21 protein-coding genes, 1 tRNA gene and 2 pseudogenes are annotated in these 26,634 nt (G+C 65.3%); 10 read left to right on the top strand and 14 right to left on the bottom strand.

Going from position 1 to position 26,634, the window contains the following annotated elements; genetic code table 11:
- Nucleotides 1–113 precede the first annotated feature (113 nt).
- Nucleotides 114–830: pseudogene (locus AC1DS6_RS07160) on the top strand (helix-turn-helix domain-containing protein); the annotation flags it as partial.
- A 164-nt stretch (nucleotides 831–994) separates the two neighbouring features.
- Here AC1DS6_RS07160 and AC1DS6_RS07155 read toward each other — a convergent pair.
- Genes AC1DS6_RS07155 through AC1DS6_RS07135 form a run of 5 tightly spaced genes read right to left on the bottom strand, consistent with a single transcriptional unit; the run spans nucleotide 995 to nucleotide 6,978 of the window.
- Nucleotides 995–2,083, bottom strand: coding sequence for a glycosyltransferase family 4 protein (locus AC1DS6_RS07155; RefSeq protein WP_477102343.1), 1,089 nt, complete (start codon nucleotides 2,081–2,083; stop codon nucleotides 995–997).
- Nucleotides 2,080–3,339, bottom strand: a complete 1,260-nt coding sequence (locus AC1DS6_RS07150) for a lipopolysaccharide biosynthesis protein (protein WP_477102342.1) — start codon at nucleotides 3,337–3,339, stop codon at nucleotides 2,080–2,082. The genes AC1DS6_RS07155 and AC1DS6_RS07150 overlap by 4 nt, the downstream gene beginning before the upstream one ends.
- Nucleotides 3,339–4,463, bottom strand: coding sequence for a glycosyltransferase (locus AC1DS6_RS07145; RefSeq protein ID WP_477102345.1), 1,125 nt, complete (start codon nucleotides 4,461–4,463; stop codon nucleotides 3,339–3,341). The genes AC1DS6_RS07150 and AC1DS6_RS07145 overlap by 1 nt, the downstream gene beginning before the upstream one ends.
- A 35-nt stretch (nucleotides 4,464–4,498) precedes the next feature.
- Nucleotides 4,499–5,815, bottom strand: a complete 1,317-nt coding sequence (locus AC1DS6_RS07140) for a sugar transferase (RefSeq protein WP_276289465.1) — start codon at nucleotides 5,813–5,815, stop codon at nucleotides 4,499–4,501.
- A complete protein-coding gene (locus tag AC1DS6_RS07135) occupies nucleotides 5,812–6,978 on the bottom strand; it encodes a glycosyltransferase family 4 protein (protein WP_477102341.1) in 1,167 nt (388 codons plus the stop codon). The genes AC1DS6_RS07140 and AC1DS6_RS07135 overlap by 4 nt, the downstream gene beginning before the upstream one ends.
- Nucleotides 6,979–7,399: 421 nt before the next feature.
- On the opposite strand from AC1DS6_RS07135, the gene AC1DS6_RS07130 reads away from it, so the two are divergent.
- The 4 genes from AC1DS6_RS07130 (at nucleotide 7,400) to AC1DS6_RS07115 (ending at nucleotide 12,230) form a co-directional block, all read left to right on the top strand.
- Nucleotides 7,400–8,785 (top strand): phosphomannomutase/phosphoglucomutase, encoded by a 1,386-nt coding sequence (locus AC1DS6_RS07130; RefSeq protein WP_477102340.1) that lies wholly within the window; start codon nucleotides 7,400–7,402, stop codon nucleotides 8,783–8,785.
- A gap of 4 nt (nucleotides 8,786–8,789) precedes the next feature.
- Complete coding sequence (gene waaC, locus AC1DS6_RS07125; protein ID WP_477102339.1) at nucleotides 8,790–9,866, top strand: lipopolysaccharide heptosyltransferase I; 1,077 nt, start codon at nucleotides 8,790–8,792, stop codon at nucleotides 9,864–9,866.
- Nucleotides 9,866–11,191: a lipid IV(A) 3-deoxy-D-manno-octulosonic acid transferase gene (waaA, locus tag AC1DS6_RS07120; protein ID WP_477102338.1), complete on the top strand. Its 1,326-nt coding sequence runs from the start codon at nucleotides 9,866–9,868 to the stop codon at nucleotides 11,189–11,191. The genes waaC and waaA overlap by 1 nt, the downstream gene beginning before the upstream one ends.
- A gap of 202 nt (nucleotides 11,192–11,393) precedes the next feature.
- Nucleotides 11,394–12,230 (top strand): META and DUF4377 domain-containing protein, encoded by an 837-nt coding sequence (locus AC1DS6_RS07115; protein ID WP_477102337.1) that lies wholly within the window; start codon nucleotides 11,394–11,396, stop codon nucleotides 12,228–12,230.
- 214 nt (nucleotides 12,231–12,444) lie between these two features.
- Here AC1DS6_RS07115 and AC1DS6_RS07110 read toward each other — a convergent pair whose 3' ends face one another.
- The 6 genes from AC1DS6_RS07110 to AC1DS6_RS07085 form a co-directional block, all read right to left on the bottom strand.
- Nucleotides 12,445–13,935, bottom strand: coding sequence for a TolC family outer membrane protein (locus AC1DS6_RS07110; protein ID WP_477102336.1), 1,491 nt, complete (start codon nucleotides 13,933–13,935; stop codon nucleotides 12,445–12,447).
- A gap of 139 nt (nucleotides 13,936–14,074) precedes the next feature.
- Nucleotides 14,075–14,398 carry a rhodanese-like domain-containing protein gene (locus AC1DS6_RS07105; RefSeq protein ID WP_045235998.1) on the bottom strand — a complete coding sequence of 108 codons (324 nt, stop codon included), beginning with the start codon at nucleotides 14,396–14,398 and terminating at the stop codon, nucleotides 14,075–14,077.
- Between the two features lie 14 nt (nucleotides 14,399–14,412).
- Nucleotides 14,413–15,066: a protein-L-isoaspartate O-methyltransferase family protein gene (locus tag AC1DS6_RS07100; RefSeq protein ID WP_477102335.1), complete on the bottom strand. Its 654-nt coding sequence runs from the start codon at nucleotides 15,064–15,066 to the stop codon at nucleotides 14,413–14,415.
- A 195-nt stretch (nucleotides 15,067–15,261) separates the two neighbouring features.
- The gene (locus AC1DS6_RS07095) at nucleotides 15,262–18,468 is read right to left on the bottom strand and encodes an efflux RND transporter permease subunit (RefSeq protein ID WP_477102334.1); all 3,207 of its coding nucleotides are present in this window, start codon (nucleotides 18,466–18,468) and stop codon (nucleotides 15,262–15,264) included.
- Between the two features lie 9 nt (nucleotides 18,469–18,477).
- Nucleotides 18,478–19,620, bottom strand: a complete 1,143-nt coding sequence (locus tag AC1DS6_RS07090; protein ID WP_477102333.1) for an efflux RND transporter periplasmic adaptor subunit — start codon at nucleotides 19,618–19,620, stop codon at nucleotides 18,478–18,480.
- Nucleotides 19,617–20,411 (bottom strand): TetR/AcrR family transcriptional regulator, encoded by a 795-nt coding sequence (locus tag AC1DS6_RS07085; protein WP_477102332.1) that lies wholly within the window; start codon nucleotides 20,409–20,411, stop codon nucleotides 19,617–19,619. Before AC1DS6_RS07085 ends, AC1DS6_RS07090 begins: the two co-directional genes overlap by 4 nt.
- Before the next feature lie 202 nt (nucleotides 20,412–20,613).
- Here AC1DS6_RS07085 and AC1DS6_RS07080 point away from each other — a divergent pair, with 202 nt between their 5' ends.
- The 3 genes from AC1DS6_RS07080 to AC1DS6_RS07070 all read left to right on the top strand — a co-directional run bounded on the left by AC1DS6_RS07080 (nucleotide 20,614) and on the right by AC1DS6_RS07070 (nucleotide 22,523).
- Complete coding sequence (locus AC1DS6_RS07080; protein WP_477102331.1) at nucleotides 20,614–20,898, top strand: YkgJ family cysteine cluster protein; 285 nt, start codon at nucleotides 20,614–20,616, stop codon at nucleotides 20,896–20,898.
- Between the two features lie 19 nt (nucleotides 20,899–20,917).
- Nucleotides 20,918–21,478, top strand: coding sequence for a DUF1439 domain-containing protein (locus AC1DS6_RS07075; RefSeq protein WP_477102330.1), 561 nt, complete (start codon nucleotides 20,918–20,920; stop codon nucleotides 21,476–21,478).
- A 163-nt stretch (nucleotides 21,479–21,641) separates the two neighbouring features.
- Nucleotides 21,642–22,523, top strand: coding sequence for an undecaprenyl-diphosphate phosphatase (locus tag AC1DS6_RS07070; RefSeq protein WP_477102329.1), 882 nt, complete (start codon nucleotides 21,642–21,644; stop codon nucleotides 22,521–22,523).
- A 74-nt stretch (nucleotides 22,524–22,597) separates the two neighbouring features.
- On the opposite strand, the gene trmB is transcribed toward AC1DS6_RS07070, so the two are convergent.
- Both trmB and AC1DS6_RS07060 read right to left on the bottom strand, forming a co-directional pair.
- Nucleotides 22,598–23,365 carry a tRNA (guanosine(46)-N7)-methyltransferase TrmB gene (gene trmB / locus AC1DS6_RS07065; protein ID WP_477102328.1) on the bottom strand — a complete coding sequence of 256 codons (768 nt, stop codon included), beginning with the start codon at nucleotides 23,363–23,365 and terminating at the stop codon, nucleotides 22,598–22,600.
- A gap of 77 nt (nucleotides 23,366–23,442) precedes the next feature.
- A tRNA-Gly gene (locus tag AC1DS6_RS07060) sits at nucleotides 23,443–23,517 on the bottom strand.
- 375 nt (nucleotides 23,518–23,892) lie between these two features.
- Here AC1DS6_RS07060 and AC1DS6_RS07055 point away from each other — a divergent pair.
- A pseudogene (locus AC1DS6_RS07055) lies at nucleotides 23,893–24,222 on the top strand (hypothetical protein); the annotation flags it as partial.
- A gap of 89 nt (nucleotides 24,223–24,311) precedes the next feature.
- Here AC1DS6_RS07055 and AC1DS6_RS07050 read toward each other — a convergent pair.
- Nucleotides 24,312–24,527: a helix-turn-helix domain-containing protein gene (locus tag AC1DS6_RS07050; protein ID WP_267604026.1), complete on the bottom strand. Its 216-nt coding sequence runs from the start codon at nucleotides 24,525–24,527 to the stop codon at nucleotides 24,312–24,314.
- A 127-nt stretch (nucleotides 24,528–24,654) separates the two neighbouring features.
- Here AC1DS6_RS07050 and AC1DS6_RS07045 point away from each other — a divergent pair, with 127 nt between their 5' ends.
- Entirely contained in the window at nucleotides 24,655–25,062 is a 408-nt protein-coding gene (locus tag AC1DS6_RS07045) for a hypothetical protein (RefSeq protein ID WP_477102327.1), read from the top strand.
- Nucleotides 25,063–26,634 lie beyond the last annotated feature (1,572 nt).

Here is a 26,634-nt window from a genome sequence, read left to right as displayed (position 1 = left end):
TGTAATAGCCTAGACTAAATCTGACAGTGGTTGGTTATCCATGCCGCCGCACATCGGTGCGAAGGGCGTAGCCCAGAGTGCCAGTGTGCGGCGGAATCCACAAGGAGTCCGCCATGACTCAGGAACAGAAAGTCATCCGTGCCAAGGTCGGCATACTGGAACTGGCCCGGCAACTGGGCAACGTGAGCCAGGCCTGCCGCGTCATGGGCTATTCGCGCGATAGCTTCTACCGCTTCAAGGAGTTGTACGAGCGAGGCGGCGAAGCCGCGTTGCAGGAGATTTCGCGACGCCGGCCACTGCTCAAGAATCGCGTCGATCCCGAGGTCGAAACCGCCGTGGTAGCCCTGGCGCTCGAATTGCCCGCCTATGGCCAGATCCGCATTGCCAACGAGGTCCTCAAACGCCATGCCCTGCACGTGTCGCCGCAGGGCGTGCGCAGCATCTGGCTGCGTCACGACCTGGAGACCATGAACAAGCGCCTGAAGGCGCTGGAAGCCAAATCCGCGCAGGAAGGGCTGGTCCTGACCGAGTCGCAACTGGCCGCGCTGGAGCGCGCCAAGCTGGAAAAGGAAACCCACGGGGAATTCGAATCCGAGTGCCCCGGCTATTGCGGCGCCCAGGACACCTTCTATGTCGGCACCCTCAAGGGCGTGGGCCGCGTCTACCAGCAGACCTTCGTCGACACCTACTCTAAGGTGGCCTTTGCCAAGCTCTACGATCGCAAGACCCCGTTGCCAGCCGCCGACCTGCTCAACGACCGCGTTGTGCCGTTCTTTGACAGCTATGGCATCCCGCTGTCGCGCGTGCTGACCGACCGCGGCACCGAGTACACATCAGGGGCGATGGTGTTACGGCAAAACGCCCATGCGCACCTTCCTCGACTCGCTGGAACTCGCCAAGGAGAAACTGATCCCGCATTGAGTCGCGCTTCTCGATTCAACAGCCCGACTATCTGTCAGATCGAGTCCCAGCTAATACAGCTAAGCTAACGCCCCTAGAGTTCTTGAAGCAGGACGACTTGCCATTGGTTCATGATTTGCTGCTGCGAGTACTGATATGCCCTGGCCCGGGCCGCTTGGCTCAGGAGATCGGCTTCGCCTCGATTCTGAATTAGTCGTAATATTCCCTTCGATAGCGCTTGTGCATCGTCCACCCCTACGACCACCGCCTCCCGCCCATCCTCTAGCAACTCTCGCGGCCCGGTTTCGCAGTCAGTCGATATGATCGGCAAACCGAATGCCATTGCCTCGATTAGTACTAGCCCAAAGCCCTCATAGCGCGAACTGAGGCAAAAAATAGATGCTTGTTGGTAGGCCACCGTCACATCCGCGTAGACGCCGGGTAGTGTGACACTGTCCTGAAGTCCAAGTTGATTGCGCAAACCTTCCAGCGTCGCACGCTCTTCGCCCTCGCCTACAATCACGATTTGCCAGCCCGGAGCCTTCGGAACCACCTGCGACCAAGCGCGTATCAACACATCGAAACCCTTGGAAGCTACCAGGCGTCCTACTGCTAGCACTAGCTTGTTAGTCCTGGGTGCGGCTTGCACTGGCATCGCAAAGGGCAACGGGTTCGGGATGCAAACCACTGCGCTGCGGGGCCGCAGGGCTTCGACCCAGCGGCGGCGATCCCGTTCCGTGAGCACTACGATTGCCTCGCAATGGTGCGCAGCCAGGCGGCGCGCAAGCCTGCGCGCCGGCTTTCCGAGGTCTTCGTCGAAATGGCAATGCTCCCAGGCAATGTGGCGTACGCCCAGGCCAAGAGTTGCCGGCAACGCAAAGAGGGCGAGCATGGTGTCGACCTGCACCAGCACATCTATTCTGCGTGTCCTGACATGACGTCGTATGCCCGCTACCGTGGCAGCGTACGCGCTTTTGAATGAAGGACGTTGCGCAAACAGCGTCTCATGGCTGACATTCGGATGCAAGCTGAAGCGGCTCGCGTGGTCCCAAAGGCTCAGGATGCTGACCGTGTAGCCTTGCCCTGCCAGCGCGTTCGCGATGGTGGCGGTCATGCGTTCCGCGCCGGCCATCACATTCAGTGTCCCGGTGAGGAAGCAGAGACGTGGCAGTGGGCGCGTCATGCACGAGCCTCTTGCGTGGCTGGATGCGCTCTTACACTTCGCATCCAGATTCCAATACCAAACAGAACCGAGAGCAGGTTGGCGACAGCATAGCCCAGGATGGCACCATACACACCGAGGCGCGGGATCGCGGCAATATCGATTACGATCGTTACGGCAAACACCAGACCCCATTTGATCGCGACCAGGCGCGGACGCCGCAGATAGATCGGCAGCAAGGTAAGTCCGACGTCGGCAAAGATCAGCGTCGAAGCGAGCGCTGAGAGTTGCAGCAGGCCGGTTGCCGAGGCGAAGGCGGATCCATAGAGAAGGTGGATGATCCAATGTGCGCTCAAAGCGATCAATGCGCCGCCGGCGACGCCGACTGCCATCATGGCGCCAGCGATCTTGAGGATGTTGCGGCGTGCCTGAGCCAGCGTCGGTTGTGCGTACACATAGATCGGTGCGATACCGGCGGAGAGAATGGTAGCGACCATGACAAAGTTGTCAAGGATCTGCATGGAGGCCGCATAAGCACCCAGTTCGCTCAGGGGAACAAGCGGCTTGAGCAGCAACTGGTCGATGCGGCGGGAGCCCATCATTAGCATGAAGCTGGCCCAGAACAGCAGTCCATTACTGAACAGATCCCGGATCAGAGTAGGGTCGTAAGTGATGCGAGCGCGTGGGGAGCGCGCCAGATAGTAGGAGGTCAGCAAGATGGCCACTACGACCGGTTCAAGGGAAAAAGCCAGCGCGTAGGCGGGCACATAGCTAATGCCGAAGGCAAATAGCAGGCCCACAACAGTGGCCTTTACCGACAGCGAGGCAAGATTGAAGAGCGTGTTCGGGCGGGTCCTTGTATGCGCTTGCAACCACGCAGTGACGATGCCGAAGGGTTCCCTGAGCACCACAGCCAGCCCAATGATCAAAGCCGGTAGCCAGAATTCGATGGTCTGGCCGGTGACGACCAGGAAAGCGCACATCAGCAGATAGCCGAGAATACCGGCCGCCAGCCTGAGCCGGAATGCGTGGACCACCAGCCGATGCTGCGCCAGCGAATTCTGGTTGGCCACCAGGCGCGGGATAACGACTTCGCCACCGCAGATCAGCGCAATCGATGAGGCAATGTAGACCACGGCCTGCGCATACTGGAAATGCGCGAAGCCCTCCGGCCCCAGCCCGCGCGCCAGCATGGCCACGATGCCGATGCCGGCGCCCACCTGCAGGCCCCGTTCGACCAGCATCCATACCAGGTTACTGGCAACCTTGCGTTGCATCAGACGGGCTCCGCACAGGCCGCGGGAGCCATCCGGGCCAGGCTCGCATAGCAGGCCAGCCACTGGCGGGCCACGGCTTCAAGGCTGAAGCGCGACACGATGCGCTCGCGCCGGGCGGCCTGCTCGGCCGCCGCGCCGCGGCCGGCCCCAAGCACTTCGCCGATGGCGGTGGCGAGAGCTGGGGCGTCGCCCCTGGACACGATCGTCCCGCAGTCGCCGAGCAACGCCGCGACGCCGGCGGCGTCGGTGGCGACCACCGGACACCCGCATGCAAGCGCTTCGCCCACAGCCAGGGGCATGCCTTCGATCTCTGAGGAAAGAACAAACAGGTCGGCCGCGTTGAGCAAAGCCGGGACGTCGCGGCGGGTGCCCGCCAGCATGACGCTGCCGCTTAGCTCCTGTTGGCGAATACGTCGCTCCAGGGCGGCGCGTTCAGGTCCCTCGCCGGCGATCAGCAGGCGCGCCTTGACCTCGGTGCCGGCCCGGAAAAGGGCGAATGCGTCGATCAATACGTCTTGCGCCTTTTCAGGCACAAGGCGCCCGACATTGATCAGCAGGCGCGTGTCGTCATCCAAACCAAGTTCCGTCCGCGCCATGTTCCTCGCCACCGGGTCGGGGCGGAACTGGATGGTATCGATGCCATTCGGTATCACGATGATGCGTGCGCCGGGTACGGCACCCGACTTCGCCATCGCCAGGCGGCCTTCCGGGCTGACATGCGTAGTGAGGCTCGCCCAGCGGTCCGTGAGCCGGTAGGCGAGCATGCGCATCCTGCCGCCTTCGCGCGCGCTGTGCGCGGTACAGATGACGGGCGGGCAGGGCGACACTGCGGCAAGGACCCGAGCGATCAGGTTGGCGTGCACCATATGGGCGTGAATGATTTCCGGACGCCACTCTCGCACAAAACTGCGCAGGTGCCAAAATGCCCGAGCCATCGATAGGGGTGTCTTGCGCATGTCGAGCGCCAGCAGTCTGACCGTGGCAGGCAGGTCCACCGCGCATCCCGGTGTCAGGCTGACCACCGCTACGGCATGCCCCAGTGCGACAAATTGCCGCGCCAGCGCCGCCACTTGCTGCTCCGCGCCGCCAAGCTGCAGGCCGGTGCTCAGCAACAGGATGCGCATGGGGGCCGTGGCGCCCTGGGAGAGCGATGGCGTGTTCACCGAGCCCCGTATCCCGTCAACAATGTTCGCAGGGTCTTTACCGCGATCAGCAGGTCCAGCGCAAACGAGCAGTGCTTCACGTAATACAGGTCGTAACTGAGCTTGGTCACCGTTTCTTCATGCGTGCCGACGTAGCCTTGCTGCACCTGCGCCCAGCCCGACAAGCCAGGCCGCACCAGGTGGCGGTAGGGATAGTAGGGGATGGTATGGGCGAATTCCTTGACCATGGGTACCTGTTCGGGGCGCGGGCCGATCAGGCTCATATCGCCTGCCAGCACGTTCCACAGCTGAGGGATTTCGTCGAGCCGGTATTTGCGGATCACGCGGCCTACGCGGGTGACGCGCGGGTCGCGGCGGGCGGCGAATTGCGCGGGCGCGCCGGCGTCGAATCCCATGCTGCGGAACTTGAACATGGTGAAGGATTTGCCGAAGAGTCCCACCCGCGCCTGGCGGAACAGCGCGGGCCCGGGCGATTCGAGGCGGATCGCGATGGCCACCGCCACGCCCAACGGCAGCGCGAGCGGCGCCAGGCAAACCACCGCGGCGAGATCGATCAGGCGCTTGGCGAAGCTATAGAAATAGTGCGCGGCATAGTCGTCGAGGAAGTTTTCGTCGATGTGTGCCAGGCCGACGCGGCCGGTCAGCATCTCGCCGATCCGGTCCACCGAATACATGCGCACGTGGCTGAGCTTGAACTGGGCGAGCACACGGGTGCGCTCGGGATCGGCGGTGGCGTTGCGGTCCAGCATCAGGCCGTCGCAATGCACCGCTTCCTCGAGCGAGCTGATGGCCTGGAAGCGGGTGGGGCTGGCGGGCGCCGCGCCTGGCATGGCGAGGATCTTCTCTAGTTGTGCCAGCGTGGCGGCATCGGTGTAGCCAAATACCGGTACGTAATTGCGCACGAAGTGCCGGTAGCCGAACCAGATCCAGCCAAGCGTGGTGAGGTAGCTGAGCAGCAGCGCGCCGCGCGAGTATTCGAGGTGGAAGGCGGCAAAGGCGAAGAGCAGCGCCGCGAAGGGCAGGGTGGCGGCCAGTCCGACGAGGCTGTTGCCTTCCATGGCGGGCAGGTGCAGCGAGCGGTGCAACAACACGAAGGAGAACAGGTAGGGTAGTGCCGACCACAGCAGCGTGCGGGTGAAGACGTAGGTGACAAGTCCGGCGTGATGCGCGAATTCGGCCAGTACGATATTGAGGCCGAACAAGAGCAGGCCGAGCAGCGCCCAGGCCAGCATGCGGCTGGCGCGGCGGATGGTTTCCGAGCCTTGGGCGCGGGTCAGCTGGGCGGGGCGGCCGACGATGTGTATCTTGTTCATTGTTCGCTTGCTCCCGTGCTGGCCGCCGCACGGGCGGCGGCGAGCCCGCCCGCCAGCGCTTGCAGGTAGATCGCCCAAGTCGCCTCGGCCATCGGCGCCAGGCCGAACTCCCTCGCCCATCGGGTCCGAGCAGCGCGCCCCAGATTCTCGCGCAAGGCGGTGTCGCCTGCCACGCGTTCCAGTGCGCCTGACCACGCATGTTCGTCGTTGCCGGCGACCAGCAGGCCGCAGGCGCCGTCGTCGAGCTGCTCGCGGATGCCCGGCAGGTCGCTGGCGATAACCGGCAGCCCGGCCCGCATGGCCTCCAGGACCGACAACGGGAAGCCTTCGTGGTCCGATGCGAGCGCGAAGGCCTGGGCCGAGGCCAGCAGGGCGGGAACGTCTGCGACCGGGCCGGCAAACCGTACGCGCCCCGGTGCCATGGTGTCGGCCAGGGTCCGCAAGGCGGCCATTTGGGGGCCTCCGCCGGCCAGTACCAGTTCGCAATCGGGCAGCGCGGCGCGCGCGAAGGCGCGGATCAGCAGGTCGGCGCGCTTCGGTGCGGCCAGGCGCGCCACCATGACGATGCGCCGCAGCGGCGCCCCGGGCGTGGCGTGCGCGCTGCTGTCGGCAATGCCGTTGCGGATCACGCTGATCCGCGCGGCGGGAATTGGCAGTGCCGCGGCCAGCGCCCGTTCAGCCTGAGCTACACAGATCAGGCGGGCCGTCAGCGGTGCCAGCAGCCATTCCATCACGCGCGAGACAAGGCGCTGGCGGACCGGGGCCGCGGCCTTGAAGGCGAAGCCGTGCACCGTATAGACCACCGGGACGCCGAGTAGCCAGCCGGCCACCCGGCCCAGCGCGCCGGCCTTTGCGCTGTGGGCGTGGATCAGGTCGGGCTGCGCGACACGCAACGCCGCCAGCAGTTGCCTCAGCGTGGCCAGCGCGCGCAACGGCGACAGGGCATTGTCAAGCAGCGGCAGGCGTACGGTGCGGGCGCCGGCGGCCCGTGCGATGTCCAGCAGGGGGCCATCCCCCCCGGCCAGCAGCACGGGCTCGGTCCTGTCGCGCAGCGCCTGAAGCAGATCGGCGACGTGCGTCTGCGCCCCGCCGATCTCGGAGTTCGTGATCAGGTAGGCGATGCGCGGGCGGAGCGGGTGGTGGTGGGGCAGGGGCGAAGGCACTGGGCAAATCGCAAAGGGGGCTAGGGGAATGGAGCTGGGATTGATCGGTAGGGCCGTCGCTCCGGCAGAAGGTTCCATCAGGTGCCCAGGATGAAAAAAGGGCAAAAAATCCGAAAAATGCACTCAAACACGGCCCGGAGGTGCCGGTGGGCCGAATCCTGGACGAGTGACGCGAACCCGCTAACGGCCAACCGAAGCAGTTTGCGGCAGGTCTGGCCGGTCCCCGCGCGGCGGGTGTTCCTGGGGCCATGCGGGTCGGCTGGCCGCCCCCTTTCGTGCGTAGCCGAACGATTATAACTGGCGTGCCCTCCGCAATCCGGCAAAATACGGCCTTTGACGCATTTGCCCGCCGCGCCGGCTCAGGCCGGAACGGGTGGCCGGCAAAGTCGACCGGTTCAACCGCAAATATTCAGGATGACCCATGCAAATTGATCCTTCCATTTTCAAGGCCTACGATATCCGCGGCATCGTCGGCAAGACCCTGACGCGCGACGTGGCGCGCGCGATTGGCCTGTCCTTTGGCACGGCCGCCGCCGAGCAAGGCGAGCGCGCAGTGGTGGTGGGGCGCGACGGACGCCTGTCGGGCCCGGACCTGCTGGGCGGGCTGGTCGAAGGCCTGCGCGCCGCTGGCATGGATGTGATCGATCTTGGCATGGTTGCTACGCCGATGGTCTATTTCGGTACCAATGTCGACCTGGCAGGGCGCCGCGCCACTTCCGGCATCATGGTGACGGGCAGCCACAATCCGCCCGACTACAACGGCTTCAAGATGGTGCTGGCCGGCAAGGCGATCTACGGCGAGCAGATCCAGGCGCTGCGCCAGCGGATCGAGGCCGGCCAGTTCGCCAGCGGCGCCGGCGGCTACCAGCAGGTCGACATCCGCCAGCAGTACCTGGACCGCATCGTCGGCGACGTCAAGCTGGCGCGCCCGATGAAGATCGCGCTCGATGCCGGCAACGGCGTGGCGGGTGCCTTTGTCGGCGACCTGTTCCGCGCGCTGGGTTGCGAGGTGACGGAGCTGTTCTGCGAGGTGGACGGCAACTTCCCCAACCACCATCCCGATCCCGCCCATGTGGAAAACTTGCAGGACCTGATGCGCTGCCTGAAGGACACCGACTGCGAACTGGGCTTGGCTTTCGACGGCGACGGCGACCGCCTGGGCGTGGTGACCAAGGACGGACAGGTGATCTTTCCCGACCGCCAGTTGATGCTGTTTGCCGAGGAGATACTGTCGCGCAATCCCGGCCAGCAGATCATTTATGACGTCAAGTGCACCGGCAAGCTGGCGCCCTGGATCCGCCAGCACGGCGGTGAGCCGCTGATGTGGAAGACCGGCCATTCGCTGGTCAAGGCCAAGCTCAAGGAAACCGGCGCGCCGCTGGCCGGCGAGATGAGCGGCCACGTGTTCTTCAAGGATCGCTGGTACGGTTTCGACGATGGCCTGTACACGGGCGCGCGCCTGCTGGAGATCCTGTCGAAGCACGCCGACCCGAGCGCATTGCTGAACGCCTTGCCGAACTCCAACTGCACGCCCGAACTGCAGCTCAAGTGCGCCGAGGGCGAAGCCTTCACGCTGCTCGACAAGATCCGCGCCAATGCGAAGTTCGATGGCGCGCGCGAGGTCATCACCATCGACGGCGTGCGCGTGGAATACGCCGATGGATTTGGCCTGGCACGTCCGTCCAACACCACCCCGGTGGTGGTGATGCGTTTCGAGGCCGACAACGACGCTGCGCTGGCACGCATCCAGGCCGAGTTCAAACGCGTGATCCTGGCGGAAAAGCCGGACGCGCAACTCCCGTTCTGAGCGGATGCCGTTGAATGGGCCCCAGGAGGGCAAATCGGGCATACCGGGCCAATCCTTGACGCAGGATGCGCTGCCCGCGCGGCCGCGCATCCTGGTGGTCAAGGTCTCATCGCTGGGCGACGTGGTGCACAACATGCCGTTGATCCACGACCTGCGCGCGCGCTGGCCGGACTGCGAGATCGACTGGGTGGTTGAGGAAGGCTACGTGGATCTCGTGCGCTTGCTGCCGGAAGTGCGGCGGGTGATCCCGTTCGCCTTGCGCCGCTGGCGCAAGCGCTTCTATCAGGCCGCTACCTGGCGGGAGATCGGTGCGTTCAGGCGGGCTCTGGGCGAGGATGCCTACGACGCCGTGATCGAGACCCAGGGCTTGCTCAAGACCGCCGTGGTGGCCCAAGTGGCCAGCCGCCGCGCCGGTGCGCCGGTGATCGGGCTGGCCAACGCCACCCAGGGCTCCGGCTATGAGCCGGCTGCGCGGCTCTTCTATACCGATTCGGTGACGGTGCCGCGCCAGACCCATTCGGTACGGCGCTCGCGCCTGCTGGGCGCGGCCCTGACGGGGCTCGCGCCGCCGGAGCCGCCCCGGTTTTTCGGTCCCGGCGCGCGCGCGCTACATGTCGGCGATCCGCTATGGGCGGGCCTGCCGGCGCGCTACGCGGTATGTTTCCACGCCACCGCGGGCGCGAAGAAGAAGTGGCCGCTGGCCAGCTGGCACGACCTCGGCCGGCGGCTGGCGGACGAAGGCTTGACCATGCTGCTGCCCTGGGGCAATGAAGCGGAGCGGCGCACGGCGGAAGAGATCGCCGCCGGCGTGCCGCAGGCGCAGGTGCTGCCACGTTTCACCGTCATGCAGGGTTTCGGCCTGATCAACCGCGCTGAAGTGGTGATCGGGGTCGATACGGGCCTGGTCCACATCGCCGCGGCGCTGTGCCGGCCGACCGTGGAAATCTATACCGCCACCTGGCGCTGGAAGACCGAAGGGTACTGGTCCGATTGCATCGCCAACGTGGGTGACGACGGCGTGGTGCCAACGGTCGATGAAGTCTACGCCGCCGCACGGCGCGTGCGCGGGCAGGGGATTTGATGCTGCGCGTCTTGTATAACCTGTTATGGCTGCTAGCGCTGCCAGTGGCGCTGCTGCGCCTGGTGTGGCGCGCGCGCAAGGAACCCGGCTATGTGCAGCACGTGGGCGAGCGCCTTGGCGCCTACGGCAAGCTGCCGGCCGCCGGGCCCTGGCTGTGGGTGCACGCGGTGTCGGTGGGCGAGACTCGCGCCGCGCAGCCGCTGATCGATGCGCTGCTGGCGCGCTATCCGTCCCATCGCATCCTGCTCACGCACATGACGCCCACCGGGCGCCAGACCGGCGCCCAGTTGTACGGCGGGCATCCGCGCGTGATGCAATGCTATCTGCCCTATGACCTGCCCTGGCTGGTGCGGCGTTTCCTGCGTTATTTCCGTCCGGTGGCGGGCATGCTGATGGAAACCGAGGTATGGCCCAGCCTTGTGCGAGGCGCCCGCGTGGCGGGCGTGCCGCTGCTGCTGGTCAATGCCAGGCTGTCGCCGCGCAGCTTCCGCCGCACTGCGCGCTTTGGCCGGGCGGCGACGGCGATGTATCGCGACTTCACCGCGGTGCTGGCGCAGACGCAGGGCGATGCCGAACGCTTTCGCGCCCTCGGTCTGCCTTCGGTGCAGGTGACCGGCAACCTCAAGTTCGATATGCAGCCGCCCGAGGATGGCCTGCGCCGTGGCCGCGTGTTGCGCCAGGGATTCGGCGCGCGCGCCGTGCTCGCCGCCACCAGCACCCGTGAAGGCGAGGAGGCGCTCTTGCTTGAAGCGTTCGCGCGCTGGCACGCGCTGGCGGCCGACGTCCCCGGCGCCGTGCCGTGTCCGGCCTTGCTGCTGGTGCCCCGCCATCCGCAGCGGTTCGACGAAGTGGCTGGGCTGGTGACGCGTGCTGGCTTCTCCGTGCAGCGCCGTAGTGCGCTTGGCGATGCCGCCGCATGGGAGCAATCGGGCCTGCCGGAGCCGGTCACGGCGGATGTGTTGCTGGGCGATTCGATGGGGGAGATGGCGCTGTATTTTGCCGCAGCGGATATCGCCTTTATCGGCGGCAGCCTGCTGCCGCTGGGAGGCCAGAACCTGATCGAGGCCTGTGCCGCCGGCACGCCGGTGCTGATCGGCCCGCATACCTTCAACTTTGCGCAGGCCACCGAGGACGCGATCGCCGCGGGCGCCTGCGAGCGCGTGGCGGATGCCGGCGAGTTGATGCGCGCGGCCGCAGTGATATTGGGCGATTCGCCCGGGCTTGCCGCCATGCGCGAGAATGCGCGCGAATTCGCGGTACTTCACCGGGGCGCTACCGCGCGGACGGTGGCAGCGCTGGAGAAGGTGCTCGGCAAGGTGCGCTAGGGCTAGGCGCAGCCTGCCAGGTGCAGACCCTTTCGCTGCAACCCGGGGCCTTGTAGGCCAGCGCCCGATGGGACGCGAGCGCTCAGTTCGCTAAACTACCTGCCGTGAGGGCCAGACTCGCGGCCCTATCAGGCCCGCAAAGCCGCCCCGGAGCGGCGCGCGGGCCGGCCAGGCCGCGCCCCCCCTACCAGGAGCTTTTCAGATGCAGAAAACCATTCGTCTTTCGCCCGGCGCGCTGGCTGCGCGTGCCGCCGCCGCCGTCATGCTTGCCGCGGCCCTGGGCGCGTGCGCCACATCGCCCGCGCCGGATTCGCCCGGCGCCGGGGTCAGCCTGAACCAGGCGCAGACCGGCGGCCCCAGCCGCTGGGAGCTGGTGCGCTGGCAGCAGGCCGACGGCACGCTCAGGTCCATCCCGCATGGCGACAACGGCGAGCCGATCATCTTTGAGTTCAATGGCGGCATCGATTCGGCGCAAGGCACCGTCAGCGGCTACAGCGGCTGCAATCGTTTTACCGGCGGCTACGGCAAGACGGCAACCGGCATGCGTTTCGACAGGCTGGCCGGCACGCGCATGGCCTGCGTGCCGCCGCGCGGCGAGCTGGAGGCTGCGCTGCTCAAGGCCATGCAGTCGCCGTTCACGACCGTGGGCACGCAGCCGTCGGCCGGGTCGACGGGACGCCAGATCATCTGGAAGACCGCCGACGGCGATCTGCTGCAATTCATCGAGCGCGAAGGCGTGGGCCGGCGCGGCGCCAGGCTGGATGCGCAGGCAGCGGCCGGCGGCGTCGAGAAGACGGTGTACGTGGATTCGCAGCGGGTGGAATGCTCAGGCATGGGCCGGCAGACGTGCTATCGCGTGCGCGACAATCCGAATGCGCCGTGGACGCTCTGGTATGGCCCGATCGAGGGACTGGATTTCGAGCCGGGCATCGCATACACCTTGCGCGTGCGCGAGACCCGGGTGGAGAACCCGCCAGCCGACGCTTCGGCTATCCGGTGGCAATTGCTGAGCGTGGAGTCCCGTACGCGGGCCAACTGAGCTTGCTGACAAACCTGGGACATTTGCCGAAGCCGACAAGATGCGCCAACGCCGATTGAAATGGCGACGGGTTTTGCTCCCTCTCCCCTCAGGGGGAGAGGGGAGACCGCCCGCGTAGATCCACCTTTGCCAGCAGGATGGCGCCGTGGCTGAAGCTTCAGCGGTTTTGTTTTGAGCGGATACCGGTTGGCCGTCCGCCAGCCGGTATTCACATTCAGCTGCGTGGCGCGGGCGCTCCGGCGATGGTTTCCTTGCGTGTGGCAGGGGGTTTTGCCGCTGGCGGCATACCCGCCGGCGATGCCGTGCCGAGCTTTACCTTGTCCGGCAGCTTGTACATCGAGCCCGGCGCCGAGGTCAGCAGCGTGTTGATCTGCACGACATCGTCCTCGGTCAGCGCACCCGTCGCCGCCTTGAGGCGCAGCCCGTTCATGATGGTGTCGTAGCGCGCCTTGGCCAGGTCGCGGCGGGTGGAGAACAGCTGCGCCTCGGCGTTCAGCACGTCGATATTGATGCGCACGCCCACTTCATAGCCGAGCTGGTTGGATTCCACCGCGCTCTGCGCCGAATGCTCGGCGGCTTCCAGTGCCTTGACCTGCGCCAGGCCGTTGGACACGCCCGAGTACGTCTGCCGCGCGTTCTGGGCGGCGGTGCGGCGCGCGAACTCGAGGTCGCTGGCGGCCTTGTCGGCCAGTGCCGCGGTCTCGCGCACGCGCGACTGGATCTGGCCGCCGCTGTAAATCGGCACGTTCAGTTGCACGCCGATCTGGGCGCTGTTGTAGCGGCTGGAAATATTGACCTGCTGCGTGGCATTGCCGGTGGAGTTGACGAAGCCATAGGACGCTACGAGGTCGACCGTGGGCAGGTGGCCGGCGCGCGCCTTGTTGTACTCGCGCTGCGCGGTGTCGAGGTTGTAGCGGGCCAGGCCCACTTGCGGATTGGTGTTCTCGGCCTGGCTGGCCCAGGTGTTCACATCGGCCGGCTGCGGACCGGGAAGGGGGGCGGCGGGGCGCAATCCCAGCAGTTCGTCGACCGGCTTGCTGGTGATCTGCTGCAGGTTGGCGCGCCGGATTTCGAGGTCGCTCTGCGCCGCGATTTCGGTCGAGGTGGCGAGATCGTAGCGGGCCTGCGCATCGTTGGCGTCGGTGATGGTGGCGGTGCCGACCTCGAAGTTGCGCTTGGCCTGCGCCAACTGCTCGCCGATTGCCTTCTTCTGCGCGCCGGCCAGGTAGAGGTTGTCCTGCGCGGCCAGCACGTCGAAGTAGGCTTGCGAAGTGCGGGTGATCAGGTCGAGCTGTGCCTGGCTGAAGGTGACCTCGCCAGCCAGCGCTGCCAGTTCGCCCTGCTTGTAGGTCTCCCAGCGATCCCAGCGGAACAACGGCTGGACCAGTTGCAGGGTCCAGTTATTGTTGTTGATGAAGCGGTCCGCCACGAACGGCACGGTCTGGTCGATGTTGGTGCGCGTGGCGCCGAGCGTGCCGTTGATCTGCGGCAGCAGGCCGGAGCGTCCCTGCGGGAGCTTTTCCAGGGTGGCCGTCAGTTGCGAACGCGCGCTGGCGAACTGCGCATCGTTGGCTTGCGCGTCGCGGTAGACCTGGAGCAGGTCGGCGCCATGCGCGGCCGGCAGTTGCAGCAGCGCAAGCAGGGAACCCGTCAGTGCCAGGCGCGTCTTGGGCACGCCCCGCGCAGGGAAAAGCGCAAACCTCATGACATCTCCAGTCTGCCGGGCACCGGGCGCGCGGCTAACGTTTCTAACGATCAGCGTTCTAGGGAATCGGCGCCGCGGGAAGCCGGCGCCCTGGGATTGATGCTTGTGCTGCTGCTAGTGCTGCTAGTGCTGGTGATGCTCAGTACTTCGGCATCGCCGGGTCGACCTGCTCGGACCAGGCGTGCACGCCGCCGGTCAGGTTGTAGACCTTGGCAAATCCTTGCCGCTCGAGGAAGCTGGCCACCTGCATGCTGCGCGCGCCGTGATGGCAGATGCAGACGATATCGGCATCCTCATCGAGCTCGGCGGCGCGTGCCGGGATCTGGCCCATCGGGATATGGGTGATGCCGGGCATGGCGCACGTCTGCACTTCCCAGCCTTCGCGTACGTCGAGCAGCACCGGCTGTGCGCGGCCGGTGTCGGCCAGCCAATGTGCCAGTTCGGGGGCGTTGATTAACTGCATGTCCTGGGTCCCGCTCAGAAGTGAAAGCGTGAAGGCTGCTCGGCGCCGATCAGCGGCGTGACGGCAGTCTCGAACAGGTTGACCGTCTTGTACTCGGTCTCGCTGACGCGCGTGATGATCTGGGCCTCCATGGCCGGCAGGGCGCCGACGAACGCGGCGATGCGCCCGCCAACCTTGACTTGCGACAGGATGAACGCCGGCACCGAGGGCAGCGCGCCCGAGATGCAGATCACGTCGTAAGGCGCGCTGGCGGCCCAGCCGGCGGCGGCATTGCCTTCGGCCACGTCGACATTGGTCACGCCGGCGTCGGTCAGGTTCTTGCGGGCCAGCGCGGCCAGTTCCGGCAGGATGTCCACGGCCAGCACGTGGCGCGCGCGGTGCGCCAGCAGGGCGGCCATGTAGCCGGAGCCGGCGCCGATCTCAAGCACTTGTTCGTGCTTGCGCACGGCCAGGTCTTGCAGGATGCGGGCTTCCACGCGCGGGGCCAGCATGTTCTGGCCGCCCGGCAGCGGGATTTCCATGTCGACGAAGGCCAGCGCGGCGTAGGCCTGCGGCACGAACTGTTCCCGCTTGACCACCGCCAGCAGGTCCAGGATTTCCTGATCCAGCACATCCCACGGGCGGATTTGCTGTTCGATCATGTTGAATCGGGCTTTCTCGAGATCCATCTTGCCATTCCTTCCAATGCCAACCGCTAATCAGTTCTGAATTCCGGCCGCGCGGTGCCAGGGCCGGGGAAATCCGTCAAACCTGAGATTTTAACTCTTCGTCAAGGCAGTTGCCCAAGCGCGTGGCCCCGGGTGTGGCCTGCATGCCGCAGTCTGGCCAGGGCCACGGCATTCCGGGTATCCGCCGGCGCTGCCTCATTCCGCACTCGCCGGCCCGTGGGCGGGCGCATCGGCCGCCCGCGGCGCGGCGGCGCGGGCGGGAGCCGCCTCCTTGCCACGCCACAGCCGGCCCAGCCAGGCGCCGAAATCGTCCAGGTACGTATAGATCACCGGCACCACCACCAGGGTCAGGATCGACGAGGTGATGATGCCGCCGATCACCGTCTGGCCCATCGGCGCGCGCTGCTCCGCGCCTTCGCCCAGGCTGAAAGCGAGCGGCACCATGCCGAAGATCATGGCCAGCGTGGTCATCAGGATCGGCCGCAGCCGCACGCGTGCGGCGGCCACCAGCGCCGCCTCGCGTGACATCGGCGGCTGGCCGTCGGTGCCGCGCCGGGCCTGGTTGGCAAAGTCGATCAGCAGGATGGCGTTCTTGGTCACCAGCCCCATCAGCATGATGAAACCGATGATGGAGAACATGTTCAGCGTGGAGCGGAACAGCAGCAGCGCCGCGAACACGCCGATCAGCGTGAGCGGCAGCGAGGTCATGATGGCGATGGGCTGGAAGAAGCTGGCGAACTGCGAGGCCAGGATCATGTAGATAAAGATAACCGCCAGCGCCAGCGCCGATACCGCGAAGCCGAACGATTCGTTCATCGATTTGGTGGAACCGCCGAAGCGATACTTGTAGCCCGCCGGCCAGTTCATGCCGTCCAGCACCGTCTTGACCTCCCGCGCGACCTCGCCCTGCGAGCGCCCCGCTGTATTGGCGGTCAGTTCCACTTCGCGGTTGAGGTCGCGCCGGCTGATCTGGTTGGCGCCGGTGGTGGGCACCAGTTCGGCGATCTGGCGCAGCGGCACCATGCGCGGCGAGCCGTCGGTGTTGGTCTGGTTGCTGGCGATCATCAGCGCGCTGAGGTCGGCCATGCCGGTGCGCGCGTCCTTGGGCAGGCGCACGCGTACGTCGTAATTCTGATCGTCGGGAGCGCGCCAGGAACTGATGGCGTCGCCGGCCAGCAGCGGGCGCAGCGCGTTGCCGATCTGGACAATGCCCACGCCCAGGTCGGACGCCAGCTCGCGGCGGATGCGTACTTCCACCGTAGGGCGGTCGTCCTTCATGCTGGAATCCAGGTCGGTCAGGCCGCGCACCGCGGCCATGCGCCGGCTGGCCTCCACCGACAGGCGCCGCAGCGTTTCCAGGTCGTCGCCCTGGATTGACACCTGCAGCGCCTTCTGTCCGCCGGCGCCGTCGGGCATGCCGACCATGGTCAGTGTGATGCCGGCGATGCCCGCCAGTCGCTCGCGGATCATCGGGTTGAGTTGCGTGGTGGTGAGCTTGCGCGCGCGGCGCTCGATCAGGCGTACCGAGACCAGCGCGTTGTTGCGCCCGGAGGTATTGCCCGAGTTGATGGTGGCATAGGTGTAGGCCACTTCGGGGAAGGTCTTGAGCGCGGCTTCCACCTGCCTGACCTTGGCTTCGGTGACCGCCAGCGAGGTGCCCACCGGCGTGGTGAAGCCCACCTGCGTTTCGCCGAGGTCGGCGGCGGGCACGAACTCGGTGCCGATCAGCGGCACCAGCGCGAAGCTGCCGAAGAACGTCGCCACGGCAATGATGGCCGTGGCGATCCGGTGCTTGAGCGCCCAGCCCAGCATCGACCCATAGCCGTGGCCGAGCGCATCCATGCGCGCCGAGAACCAGTCCAGCATGCGGCCCACGGTACGGCCGTAAAGGCTCTTCTTGTTGCCGGTGCCGTGCAGGTCCGGGTCATGCCAGACCGAGGACAGCATCGGGTCCAGCGTGAAAGAGACGAACATGGAGATCAGCACCGCCGCCACCACGGTCACGCCGAACTGGTGGAAGAAGCGGCCGATGATGCCACCCATGAAGCCCACCGGGAGGAACACCGCGACGATGGAGAACGTGGTGGCCAGCACCGCCAACCCGATCTCGTTGGTGCCGTCCAGCGCCGCTGTACGGTGGTCCTTGCCCATCAGGTTATGGCGCACGATGTTCTCGCGCACCACGATGGCATCGTCGATCAGCAGGCCCACGCACAGCGACAGCGCCATCAGCGTAATCACGTTGAGCGTGAAGCCGAACATGTACATCACGCCGAAGGTGCCGATCAGCGCGATCGGCAAGGTCAGCCCGGTAATCACCGTGCTGCGCCAGGAGCCGAGGAACAGGAACACGATCGCCACCGTCAGGAAGGCGCCTTCGAGCAGGGTGGAGCGGACTTCCTTGACACTGCTGCGGATGCCGCGCGCGGCGTCGTTGACCACGGTAAGCTGCACGCCAGCGGGCACCAGCTTGCGTACCTCGTCAGTCATCCTGATCAGGCCGTCGACGGTATCCACGGTGTTCTGGCCCTGCGCCTTCACCACCGCCAGGAACAGCGCGCGCTTGCCGTCCAGCATGGCCAGGCTCTCCTGCTCCTCCTCGCCGTCGCGCACGTCGGCGACCTGTTCCAGCGTGACCGGCTGGCCGGCTCGCCGGGCCACGATGATGTGGCGGAAGTCGTCCGGCGAGATGACGCGTCCCTTGATCTGCACCACCGTCTCAGTCGAGGAGGAGCGCAACTCGCCGGCAGGCAGTTCCTGGTTTTCGTTGCGGATGGCGTCCATCACCTGGTTCACGCCAATGCCGAGCGCCTCCAGCTGGGCAGGGCGGATGCGGATCTCCACCTCGCGCTTGGTGCCGCCCACCAGGCTGATGGCGCCCACGCCGCGCACCGTCTCCAGCCGCTTGCGCACGATCTGGTCGGCAATGGTGGTCAGCTCGCGCTGCGTGCGCTCGGCGCCCGGCGCATTCGACACCGACAGGTAGAACACCGGCGCCTCTGACGGGTCGTAGCGCAGCACGCGCGGGTCTTTCACCTCGTCGCGGAACTGCGGGCGGATCAGCGCGATCTTGTCGCGCACGTCCTGCGCGGCCTGGCCAACGTCCACGGTCAGGTCGAACTTGATCACCACCACCGAGTTGCCCTGGTAGGAGTGCGAGAAGATCTCGTCGATGCCGGAAATGGTGTTGACGATCTCCTCGATCTTGCGGGTGACATCCGATTCGACCGATTCCGGCGCGGCGCCAGGGTACTCGGTCTGCACCACCACGATCGGGAAGGTGATGTCCGGGAACTGGTCGACCGGCAGGCGCTGGTAGGAGAACAGGCCGATGACGACGAAGGCCATCATCATCATGGTGGCCAGCACGGGGTTATGGATGGACAGGCGGGTGAACCACATGGGGGGCTCCTACGCCTTGACCAGCTTGACGCGGCTGCCCGCGCGCAGGGTGCCGAGATTGTTGCGCACCACCTTGGCGCCGGCGGCCAGGCCGCTGGCGATCTCCACCAGCCCGTTCTCGTCGTCGCGGATGCCCAGCGTGACCTGGCGCTCTGCCAGCACGTCGTTTTCCACGCTGTAGACGAAGGCGCGCTCGCCATCGCTGCGCACCGCCGTGGCGGGCACCGCCACCACGCCGGCATGGCGGCCGAGCACCAGCGCGCCCTGGGCGAACATGCCCGCGCGCAGGCGCGCGTCCGGGTTGTCGACCCGCACATAGACCATGATGCTGCGCGTGCCCTGGCTGACCGCGGGGTTGATGCGCACCAGCTTGCCCTCGAAACGGCCGCTGCCTTCCACGTCAAGCTGCACGGCCTGGCCGATGGCGGCACGCGCCACGTCGGCCATCGGGATCGGCGCCTCCAGTTCCAGCGCGCGCAAGTCCACCACGTCGATCAGGCGGGTGTCGGGTGATACCTTCTCGCCCGGCTGCACCGCGCGCGCGGCCACCAGGCCGTCCAGCGGCGCCTTGACGATCGTATCGGCGAGCGCTTTTTGCGCCACTTCCAGGCCGCCCTGGGCGGCATCGAGGTTGGCGCGCGCCACGTCCAGGTTGCTCTGGAAATTGTCGAAGGCGGTCTTGGAGATAAAGCCCTTGGCCACCAGTTCGCGGTTGCGCTCGAAGGTCTGTTTCGAATTCTCGTACTGGCCGCGCGCCGCCAGCATCTGCCCGCGCGCCTGCGCTACCTTGGCCTGGTATTCGGTAGCATCGATGCGCACGATGACCTGGCCGGCACGCACGGCTTCACCCTCGCGCACCAGCACCTGCTGCACCTCGCCCGAGACCTTGGCCTTGACCGAAGCCTGGTTGAGCGCCCGCAAGCCACCGGACAGCGGCAGCGAAACGCGCAGGTCCTGCGTGGTGGCATCGACCAGGTCGGACTGCAGGAATTCCACCAGGCCGGGCGCGGCGGCCCCCTGGGCAGTGGCTTGCGCCGGGGCCGCGCCCGGCTTGCCGTTGCCTGCCTTGCGGACCGCGGCAGCGGCGCTCAGCACGCCGATCACGGCAATGGCGGCAATCGCAACGATCAGGATCTTCTTGCGTCGGGTCATGCGGTCTCCGGCGGCCGCGCCGGGGGATCCCGCGCGTCCTGCTGCCCCTGCGCTTGTGCAAGGGCTTCTTGTTGTTCTTTTCGTATCTGCTCCCAGACGTAGGGGCCAACCTGGGGCGGCAGCGGCGTATCGCGCGCCGCGCCGGTGGTCAGGCCGAACAGCAACATCTGGAGCAGGTTGTCGAGGAAAGCCTCGGGGTCGATCTCGATGCGCGACGACGCGCTGAACGCGCGCTGCCACAGCATCAGGAACATCAGCGGCGCGCAGATCAGCGTTGTGGTCGGGTTGGCCGGCGTCTCGCGCAACTCCCCGCGCTCCACGCCGCGCTTGAGCACGCGCGCGAACAGTTCGTCACCCGGTAGCACCACTTCCTCATGGTAGAACTGCGCGATGTCAGGGAAGTTGCTGGACTCGGCCATGATCAGCTTGGTCAGGCCGGCTACCGGCGTGGCCCCGATCAGGCCCCACCAGCCACGCAGCAACTCGCGGAGCAACGCCGGCGTGGAACCCTGGTAGTTCTCTACCAGGTCGATGCCCCTGGTCAGCGTTGGCACCAGGTTCTCGCGCACCACGGTCTTGAACAGCTCTTCCTTATTGGCGAAATACAGATACACCGTGCCCTTGGACACGCCTGCCGCGGCGGCGACATCCTCCAGCCGCGTGGCCGCATAGCCGCGCTGGACGAAAAGCTCGAGTGCGGCAGCCACCAGTTCCTGCGGGCGTGCGGCTTTGCGGCGAGCCCAACGTTTTGTGTTTGCCACTTCCTGGTTTTGGTCTGGAGACTTTTTCACTGGGCCGCTGCGCACCTATGCAGGCGCGTTCCGCGAGAATTGCAGATAAATAACTCTTGGGTCAGTAATGTAGTAGACGCGATTCCGGCGGTCAAGCGCGCAGCCAATCCATGGCGCCGCCGGTGCCGAAGCGTGAAGGAGGGGGCTCGGCTTGGGGCACAATATGGGGCTGCCGGGAGATGCCTGCGCCTGAACCTTTGCCATGCCCCTTCAGTCTGAACTTTCCTGCCGGCCCGATTGTGGCGCTTGTTGCACTGCGCCCTCGATCACTTCGCCCATTCCAGGCATGCCCAACGGCAAGCCGGCCGGCGTACCCTGCGTGCAGCTGCTGCCCGACCGGCGCTGCGCGATTTTCGGCGAGCCCACGCGGCCGGCGTTTTGCGCCGGGCTGAAGCCCGCCGCCGACATGTGCGGCGACTCGCGTGTGCATGCGCTGGCATGGTTGTCGAAGCTAGAGGCCGCTACCGCGCCCGGCCATGCCGGCTAAACCCGCAAGGATCAAACAGATGTTCAAGATGACTCGCCGGCGTTGGCTGGCAGCAAGCGGTGCCGCCGCGCTCCTCGCGGGACTCGCCGCCTGCGGCGTGATGGGCAACGACTACACCTTCTCGCAGAGCCAGTTGCAGTCGGCCCTGGAGCGCAAGTTTCCGTTCAACAAGCGATATATGGAGCTGTTCGATATCCAGCTTGCCAACCCGCAGCTCACGCTGGATCCCGGCCGCAACCGCGTCAACGTGCAGTTCGATGCGACCGTGGACAACCGGCTGTTCTTCCGCCAGCCGCTGAGCGGGCGCTTCGCGCTGGACAGCGGCCTGCGTTACGATCCGGCCAGCCGCGCGGTCGTGTTGCAGGATCCGCAGGTCCAGCAGTTCGACGTCAATGGCCTGCCGCCACAGTTCTCGCGCCAGCTCAATGCGCTCGGCGGCATCCTCGCGGAACAATTGCTGCAAGACTACCCGCTCTATACCTTCCGCCCCGACGAACTGCGCCTTGCCGGCGCGAGTGTCGAGCCCGGTACAATCACCGTTTTGCCCAACGGGATCAACGTCAAGATCAATCGGCCGTAAGGGCGAGCGGCGCGCTGCGTGCGAGGCATTTGCCTTGCACACGGTAGCGTCATGCTCGTGGTTGATAGTGGTGGTTCCCTGTGTGTGAGACCGTACGGGTACTCATTTTCTTTTCCTCGCCTCTCCTTCGTTTTCCTTCGCTCTCCCAATTCTCCCAATAAGAATGGATATTGCTCTCGCCTTGAAAGCCGTGATCCTCGGCATCGTCGAAGGACTGACCGAGTTCCTGCCTATCTCCAGTACCGGCCACCTGATCCTGGCCGGCCAGTTGCTCGACTTCAACGATGAAAAGGGCAAGATTTTCGAGATCGTGATCCAGTTCGGCGCCATCCTGGCGGTGTGCTGGGAGTTCCGCCGCCGTATCACCACCGTGGTGGGCGGACTGGCCACCGATGAAAAAGCGCGGCGATTCGCCATCAACGTCATCGTCGCCACCGTGCCGGCGATCGTGCTGGCGCTGGTGTTCGGTAAGTGGATCAAGGCTCACCTGTTCAACCCGATTACCGTGGCGACCGCGTTTATCGTTGGCGGCGTGGTGATCCTGTGGGCGGAGTGGCGTGAAAGCCATCGGGGCCGGGTATCCCATCCGCAAGGCAACGCCTTGCTGAAGGCTGCCCAGGCCGGCGCGCCGCGCATCGAATCCGTCGATGACCTGAACTGGCGCGATGCGATCAAGGTTGGGCTCGCGCAATGCTTCGCCCTGATCCCCGGCACCTCGCGTTCCGGCGCGACCATCATTGGCGGCATGCTGTTCGGGCTGTCGCGCCAGGTGGCCACCGAGTTCTCCTTCTTCCTGGCGATCCCGGTGATCTTCGGCGCCACGGTGTACGAGTTGTACAAGTCGCGAGCGCTGCTCTCCGCCGACGACTTCGGTATCTTCGGCATCGGCTTTGTCTTCGCCTTCCTGTCCGCTTTCCTGTGCGTGCGCTGGCTATTGCGCTTCGTCGCCACCCATGATTTCAAGCCGTTCGCCTGGTACCGCATCGTCTTCGGCATCATCGTGCTGGTGACGGCTTACTCGGGGCTGATCGCCTGGTATGCCTGATACGGATTGCAGCAAATGAAAAAGGCGTGGCTCGTGGCCACGCCTTTTTTTATTCCACCAGCTACGGCGCGGCCTCAGGCCCGCTTGCGGAACACCACGTCCCACACGCCATGCCCAAGGCGCACGCCTCGGCGCTCGAACTTGGTCACCGGGCGGTAGTCCGGCCGCGGCGCAAAGCCGCCGGCGGCACCCGAGGTATTGACCAGGGCCGGCTCGCCGGAGAGCACTTCCACCATCTGGTGGGCGTATTCTTCCCAGTCGGTCGCGCAGTGCAGGTAGCCGCCCGGCTTGAGGCGGCTGGCCAGCAGCTTGACCAGCGGCGGCTGCACCAGGCGCCGCTTGTTGTGGCGCTTCTTGTGCCAGGGGTCGGGAAAGAAGATATGCACACCGTCCAGGCAGGATTCCGTCAGCATGTGCGCGATGACCTCGACCGCGTCGTGCGGCATGATCCGCACATTGCCGAGCTCGCGTTCGCCAATCAGCTTGAGCAGGGCGCCCACGCCGGGCTCGTGCACCTCGCAACCCAGGAAGTTGTCCTGCGGGCGCAATTGCGCGATATGCGCGGTAGTCTCGCCCATGCCGAAGCCGATTTCCAGGATCGCCGGCGCAGCGCGGCCGAAAGCGGCCTCCCAGTCGAGCGGCTGCGGGGCATACGGCAGGATGAAGCGCGGCCCCAGGTCATCGATGGCGCGCTGCTGGCCGGTGGAGGTGCGCCCGGCGCGGCGCACGAAGGAACGGATGCGGCGCGGATGCGCGACGTCCGCGCCGGTGTCGGCCGGGGTAGGCGCGTTGTCAGCGTCGTCGGCTGGCGTCGGATCGGAGCTGGGATTTTGGGGGAGCATGGCAACAAAAAAGCCGCCGGGCGAGTCCTGATCGCGCATGCGATCAGGTGGCGAAGGCGGCTCGTCTAAATCTGATGTGGAGCGGGCGATGGGAATCGAACCCACGTCTTTAGCTTGGGAAGCTAAGGTAATGGCCATTATACGACGCCCGCGAAACCGCGATTCTACGCGTGATTCCGCGGGGAATGCAAGGGTAGGCGTTGGATGCTGCTTGCGTGGCTTATTGGCCTCGGTCTTGAGCCAGGCCGAGAGCGTGGCGTCCAGCTTGCTTGGACTCTGGCGGGCCGGATAGGCGGGGGCCGTCAGCGCGCAGGTGACCGTGTTCCTGGAGTTGTCCCGGCGTCTGGTGATCTCGCGCAGCGAGATCTAATCACGAGAAGATGCCAGCGTCGAGTGATGCTTAGTATGGCCTCGTCGATCATTCCCAACCCGCGCCCGTGCCCGAGCAGGACAGTGCTCTATACGTGGATCAATATTCGATGCAAAAACCAGCCTTACCTGGGTCAGGTTTGGATGCAAATTAACACATTCACGCATGCTTGGAGATGAAGGTAGCGCCGCACGTGGCACAAAACACCTCGGGACCACGCTCGGACCGTTACTGGTGCCATTGCTCGCAGTGATGGTTATGCCATTTGCAGCCAACGCGCAAGCTAATCGAGCAGGGCTTTGGCTGGGTCAAGGCAGTGGGGCGCATGCGTCAGGTGATGGTGCGCAGCGTGAAGAAGGTCCACCAGCGGTTTGTTCTGAGCATGGTCACCTACAACCTCGTGCGCATGCGCTCGCTGGGACGAGGGCCTGGAAACCGGCCCCCAGTCACTGAGATGATGAAGTGGCGCGCAGCTTCCGGACTGTGAAAAAAACGGGGCACAAGAACCGCAGAGGGAAAGGTTCATCGTTTGTTTCAGCAGCCTGTTAGGGACCCAAGGATCGCAGATCACCGCGCTCAAAGTGTGCTGAAGAGTTCCGCCACGCTGATCCGCAGCGCCGTGGCCAGCGCTTCGATCGCGTCCAGCGAGGGGTTGGCAGCGCCGGTCTCGATCCGGCTCATGTAGGTGCGGGCAAAACCCACATGATCGGCAAAGGCTTCCTGGGACAGGCCGGTGGCTTGGCGAAGTTCACGAATGCGCTTGCCAAAGCGACGGCGTAGGATCGTTTTCATGGCCCCTACTGTGGGATGGTGCACACTAATCGGCCACACACTAATCGTGACATTTCGGGCGGAGTTGGCTATGCTATGTCGGCGTCGGCAACCCCTTGCCAGCGCCGAACCGGAGCACACTCTCACCATGAGCGGCATGTTTGTCCTCTGGCAAACGGCACGCCACGCCGGCGATCTCGCCCGGACGGCCGCGCCGTACCACGCCCTAGGTGCCACCCTGGCGCAGCGGCCGTTTCGCCTTCCTGCTCCTCAGCAGGCTGCCGCGCTGCAACTGCAGCGGCTGGTGGCGGCCTACCTGGAATACCAGGAGGGCCAACTGGCCCACTACCAGGAAGCCGTACAGTGCGTGGCTGCCTGTACCGCCTACTGGCAGGGCAGAGGCGCGCTGCCGTGCCATTGGCGCCGGATCCGCAACCAGGTGCTGCGCTTTGAATTCAGCCTGGCACGTCCACTGTTTCTGTCGAGCCGCGTCTACGCGGTCAGGCAGGATTTGTATCCCTATATTTCACACTGTAGTCTGGGAGCATCGCTATGACGATCGGCTTAGCCGTCTTGGCCGTGGGCGTGCCCATCGCGGCATTCTTCATCTGGGTTGCCCGGAACAGTCTTCGCGCACAGGAGGCGGAACGGGCGGAGCGCCGTGGGCGCAGCTGCCACTGCCGGCGCCGGCAGACCAGCACCGACCACCAACTGCCTCCATAGCCCTCTGGCAAGAAAGACAGCCGAGGCTTATCGGTGTCAGATCCATCCCAGGGCACAATCGCCCGGCACGAGCAGCACAGTGCCCAGCGGGTGGGCTCCACTACGGTCACAACGCAACCGGTCGCATCGATCAGGTCCGTGGAAATTGGTAAGCCAGTGGTCATTGTCAACTTCGAGTGTCTGAGCCCACTGCACTGCGGGGCCGACTACGGCATGGCAACCAGTGTTTCACGACCGACCGGTCAAAATCCCGAGCATTTTTTCCTCGGCGCGACAGTGGTAGCGTCGACGGTGAGCGAGGGTTTCGTTGGTCAAGGGGACATTGGACAAGTCAACTGTGCTACTGGGCGTAGTGCATGGCAGCTCAAGAAGCTCGCCTGAACTAAGGCGAGCGGCTATGGAACGCTGGCAATCTTGTCAAATCAAATTCGATAGATTATTCTGTACGCACTTTTCGCCCTTCTGGGCATCGACATTGGCGCTGCGCGCCACGATTGGATGCGGTACGGCTATCACTGACTTGGGCGCTTAGTAATGTAAGCGCTTGCCTTAGCCGCCGTCGTCCATTTTTGGGGCCAATCCGGGCGGGCTGTCTAAGTCCGTCCAGTTCTCCTGCCTGCAGTGAACTTGGTAATTTTGCTGCGGGTATCTCCCGTTTTCCTGGCTTCTTCCATTCCTTCGCAACCTTCCTGAACAGTACGCAAATGGTTTCGCATGCCCTAGTGCCGGCCACTTTCGGCGCTCTCTGGCCGTACCGGCAGCGTCGATAACGGGTAGGCGTTCTGCGCCACAATTGGGATGGGGCGAGCGCCTCGCACTCTAAACGCTTGCCTTAGCTACCGCTTGTCCATTTCTTGGGCCAATCTGGGCGGACCGTTCCAAGTCCACCGATGCCCATCTCCTGCCCGCAGTGAGCTCCGTAACTCGCCGCGGCTATCCCCTCTTTTCCTCTCTTCTCCCATCCCCTTCGCATTCCTGAGCGGTAGTCAGAAGCGTTTTGCGCGCCCTGGTGCCACTTCCACTCTTGCCGTTTCGCTGCGACCGCAATCGGCAGCGTCATAAGGGGTTCCAAGCCCTTCCCCCTAATTGCGTACTCAGGACAGCCTGAGCATGGCCGGACTGTATCTGGCGAGTTCGTCTGCACTCTCAAAGCAGGCATCCAAACGAACGGAACTCAACCGTTGCCGTTGGGAAGGTAAGGAAGGTGGACGTAGGGCTCCGCCTCATGTAGTCCCGGCATGTTGTCGCCAAAACGCCGATGTGTGCCTGACGGGACGCACCGGCCCGCTGGTGGTGCCGAAGCTGGTCGCTGTACCCGTACCGCGTGCCCGAGGGTTCCGGTGCCAGGGCTGGTTTAGCCAGCCGCAGTTAACACTGACCAAAGTTAACACCGACTAAGTGAGGA

The sequence above is a fragment of the Cupriavidus sp. 05L310 genome, from assembly GCF_056398185.1.
The sequence above is the reverse complement of the archived record's forward strand: the minus strand, read 5'-3'. Positions and strand labels throughout refer to the sequence as shown.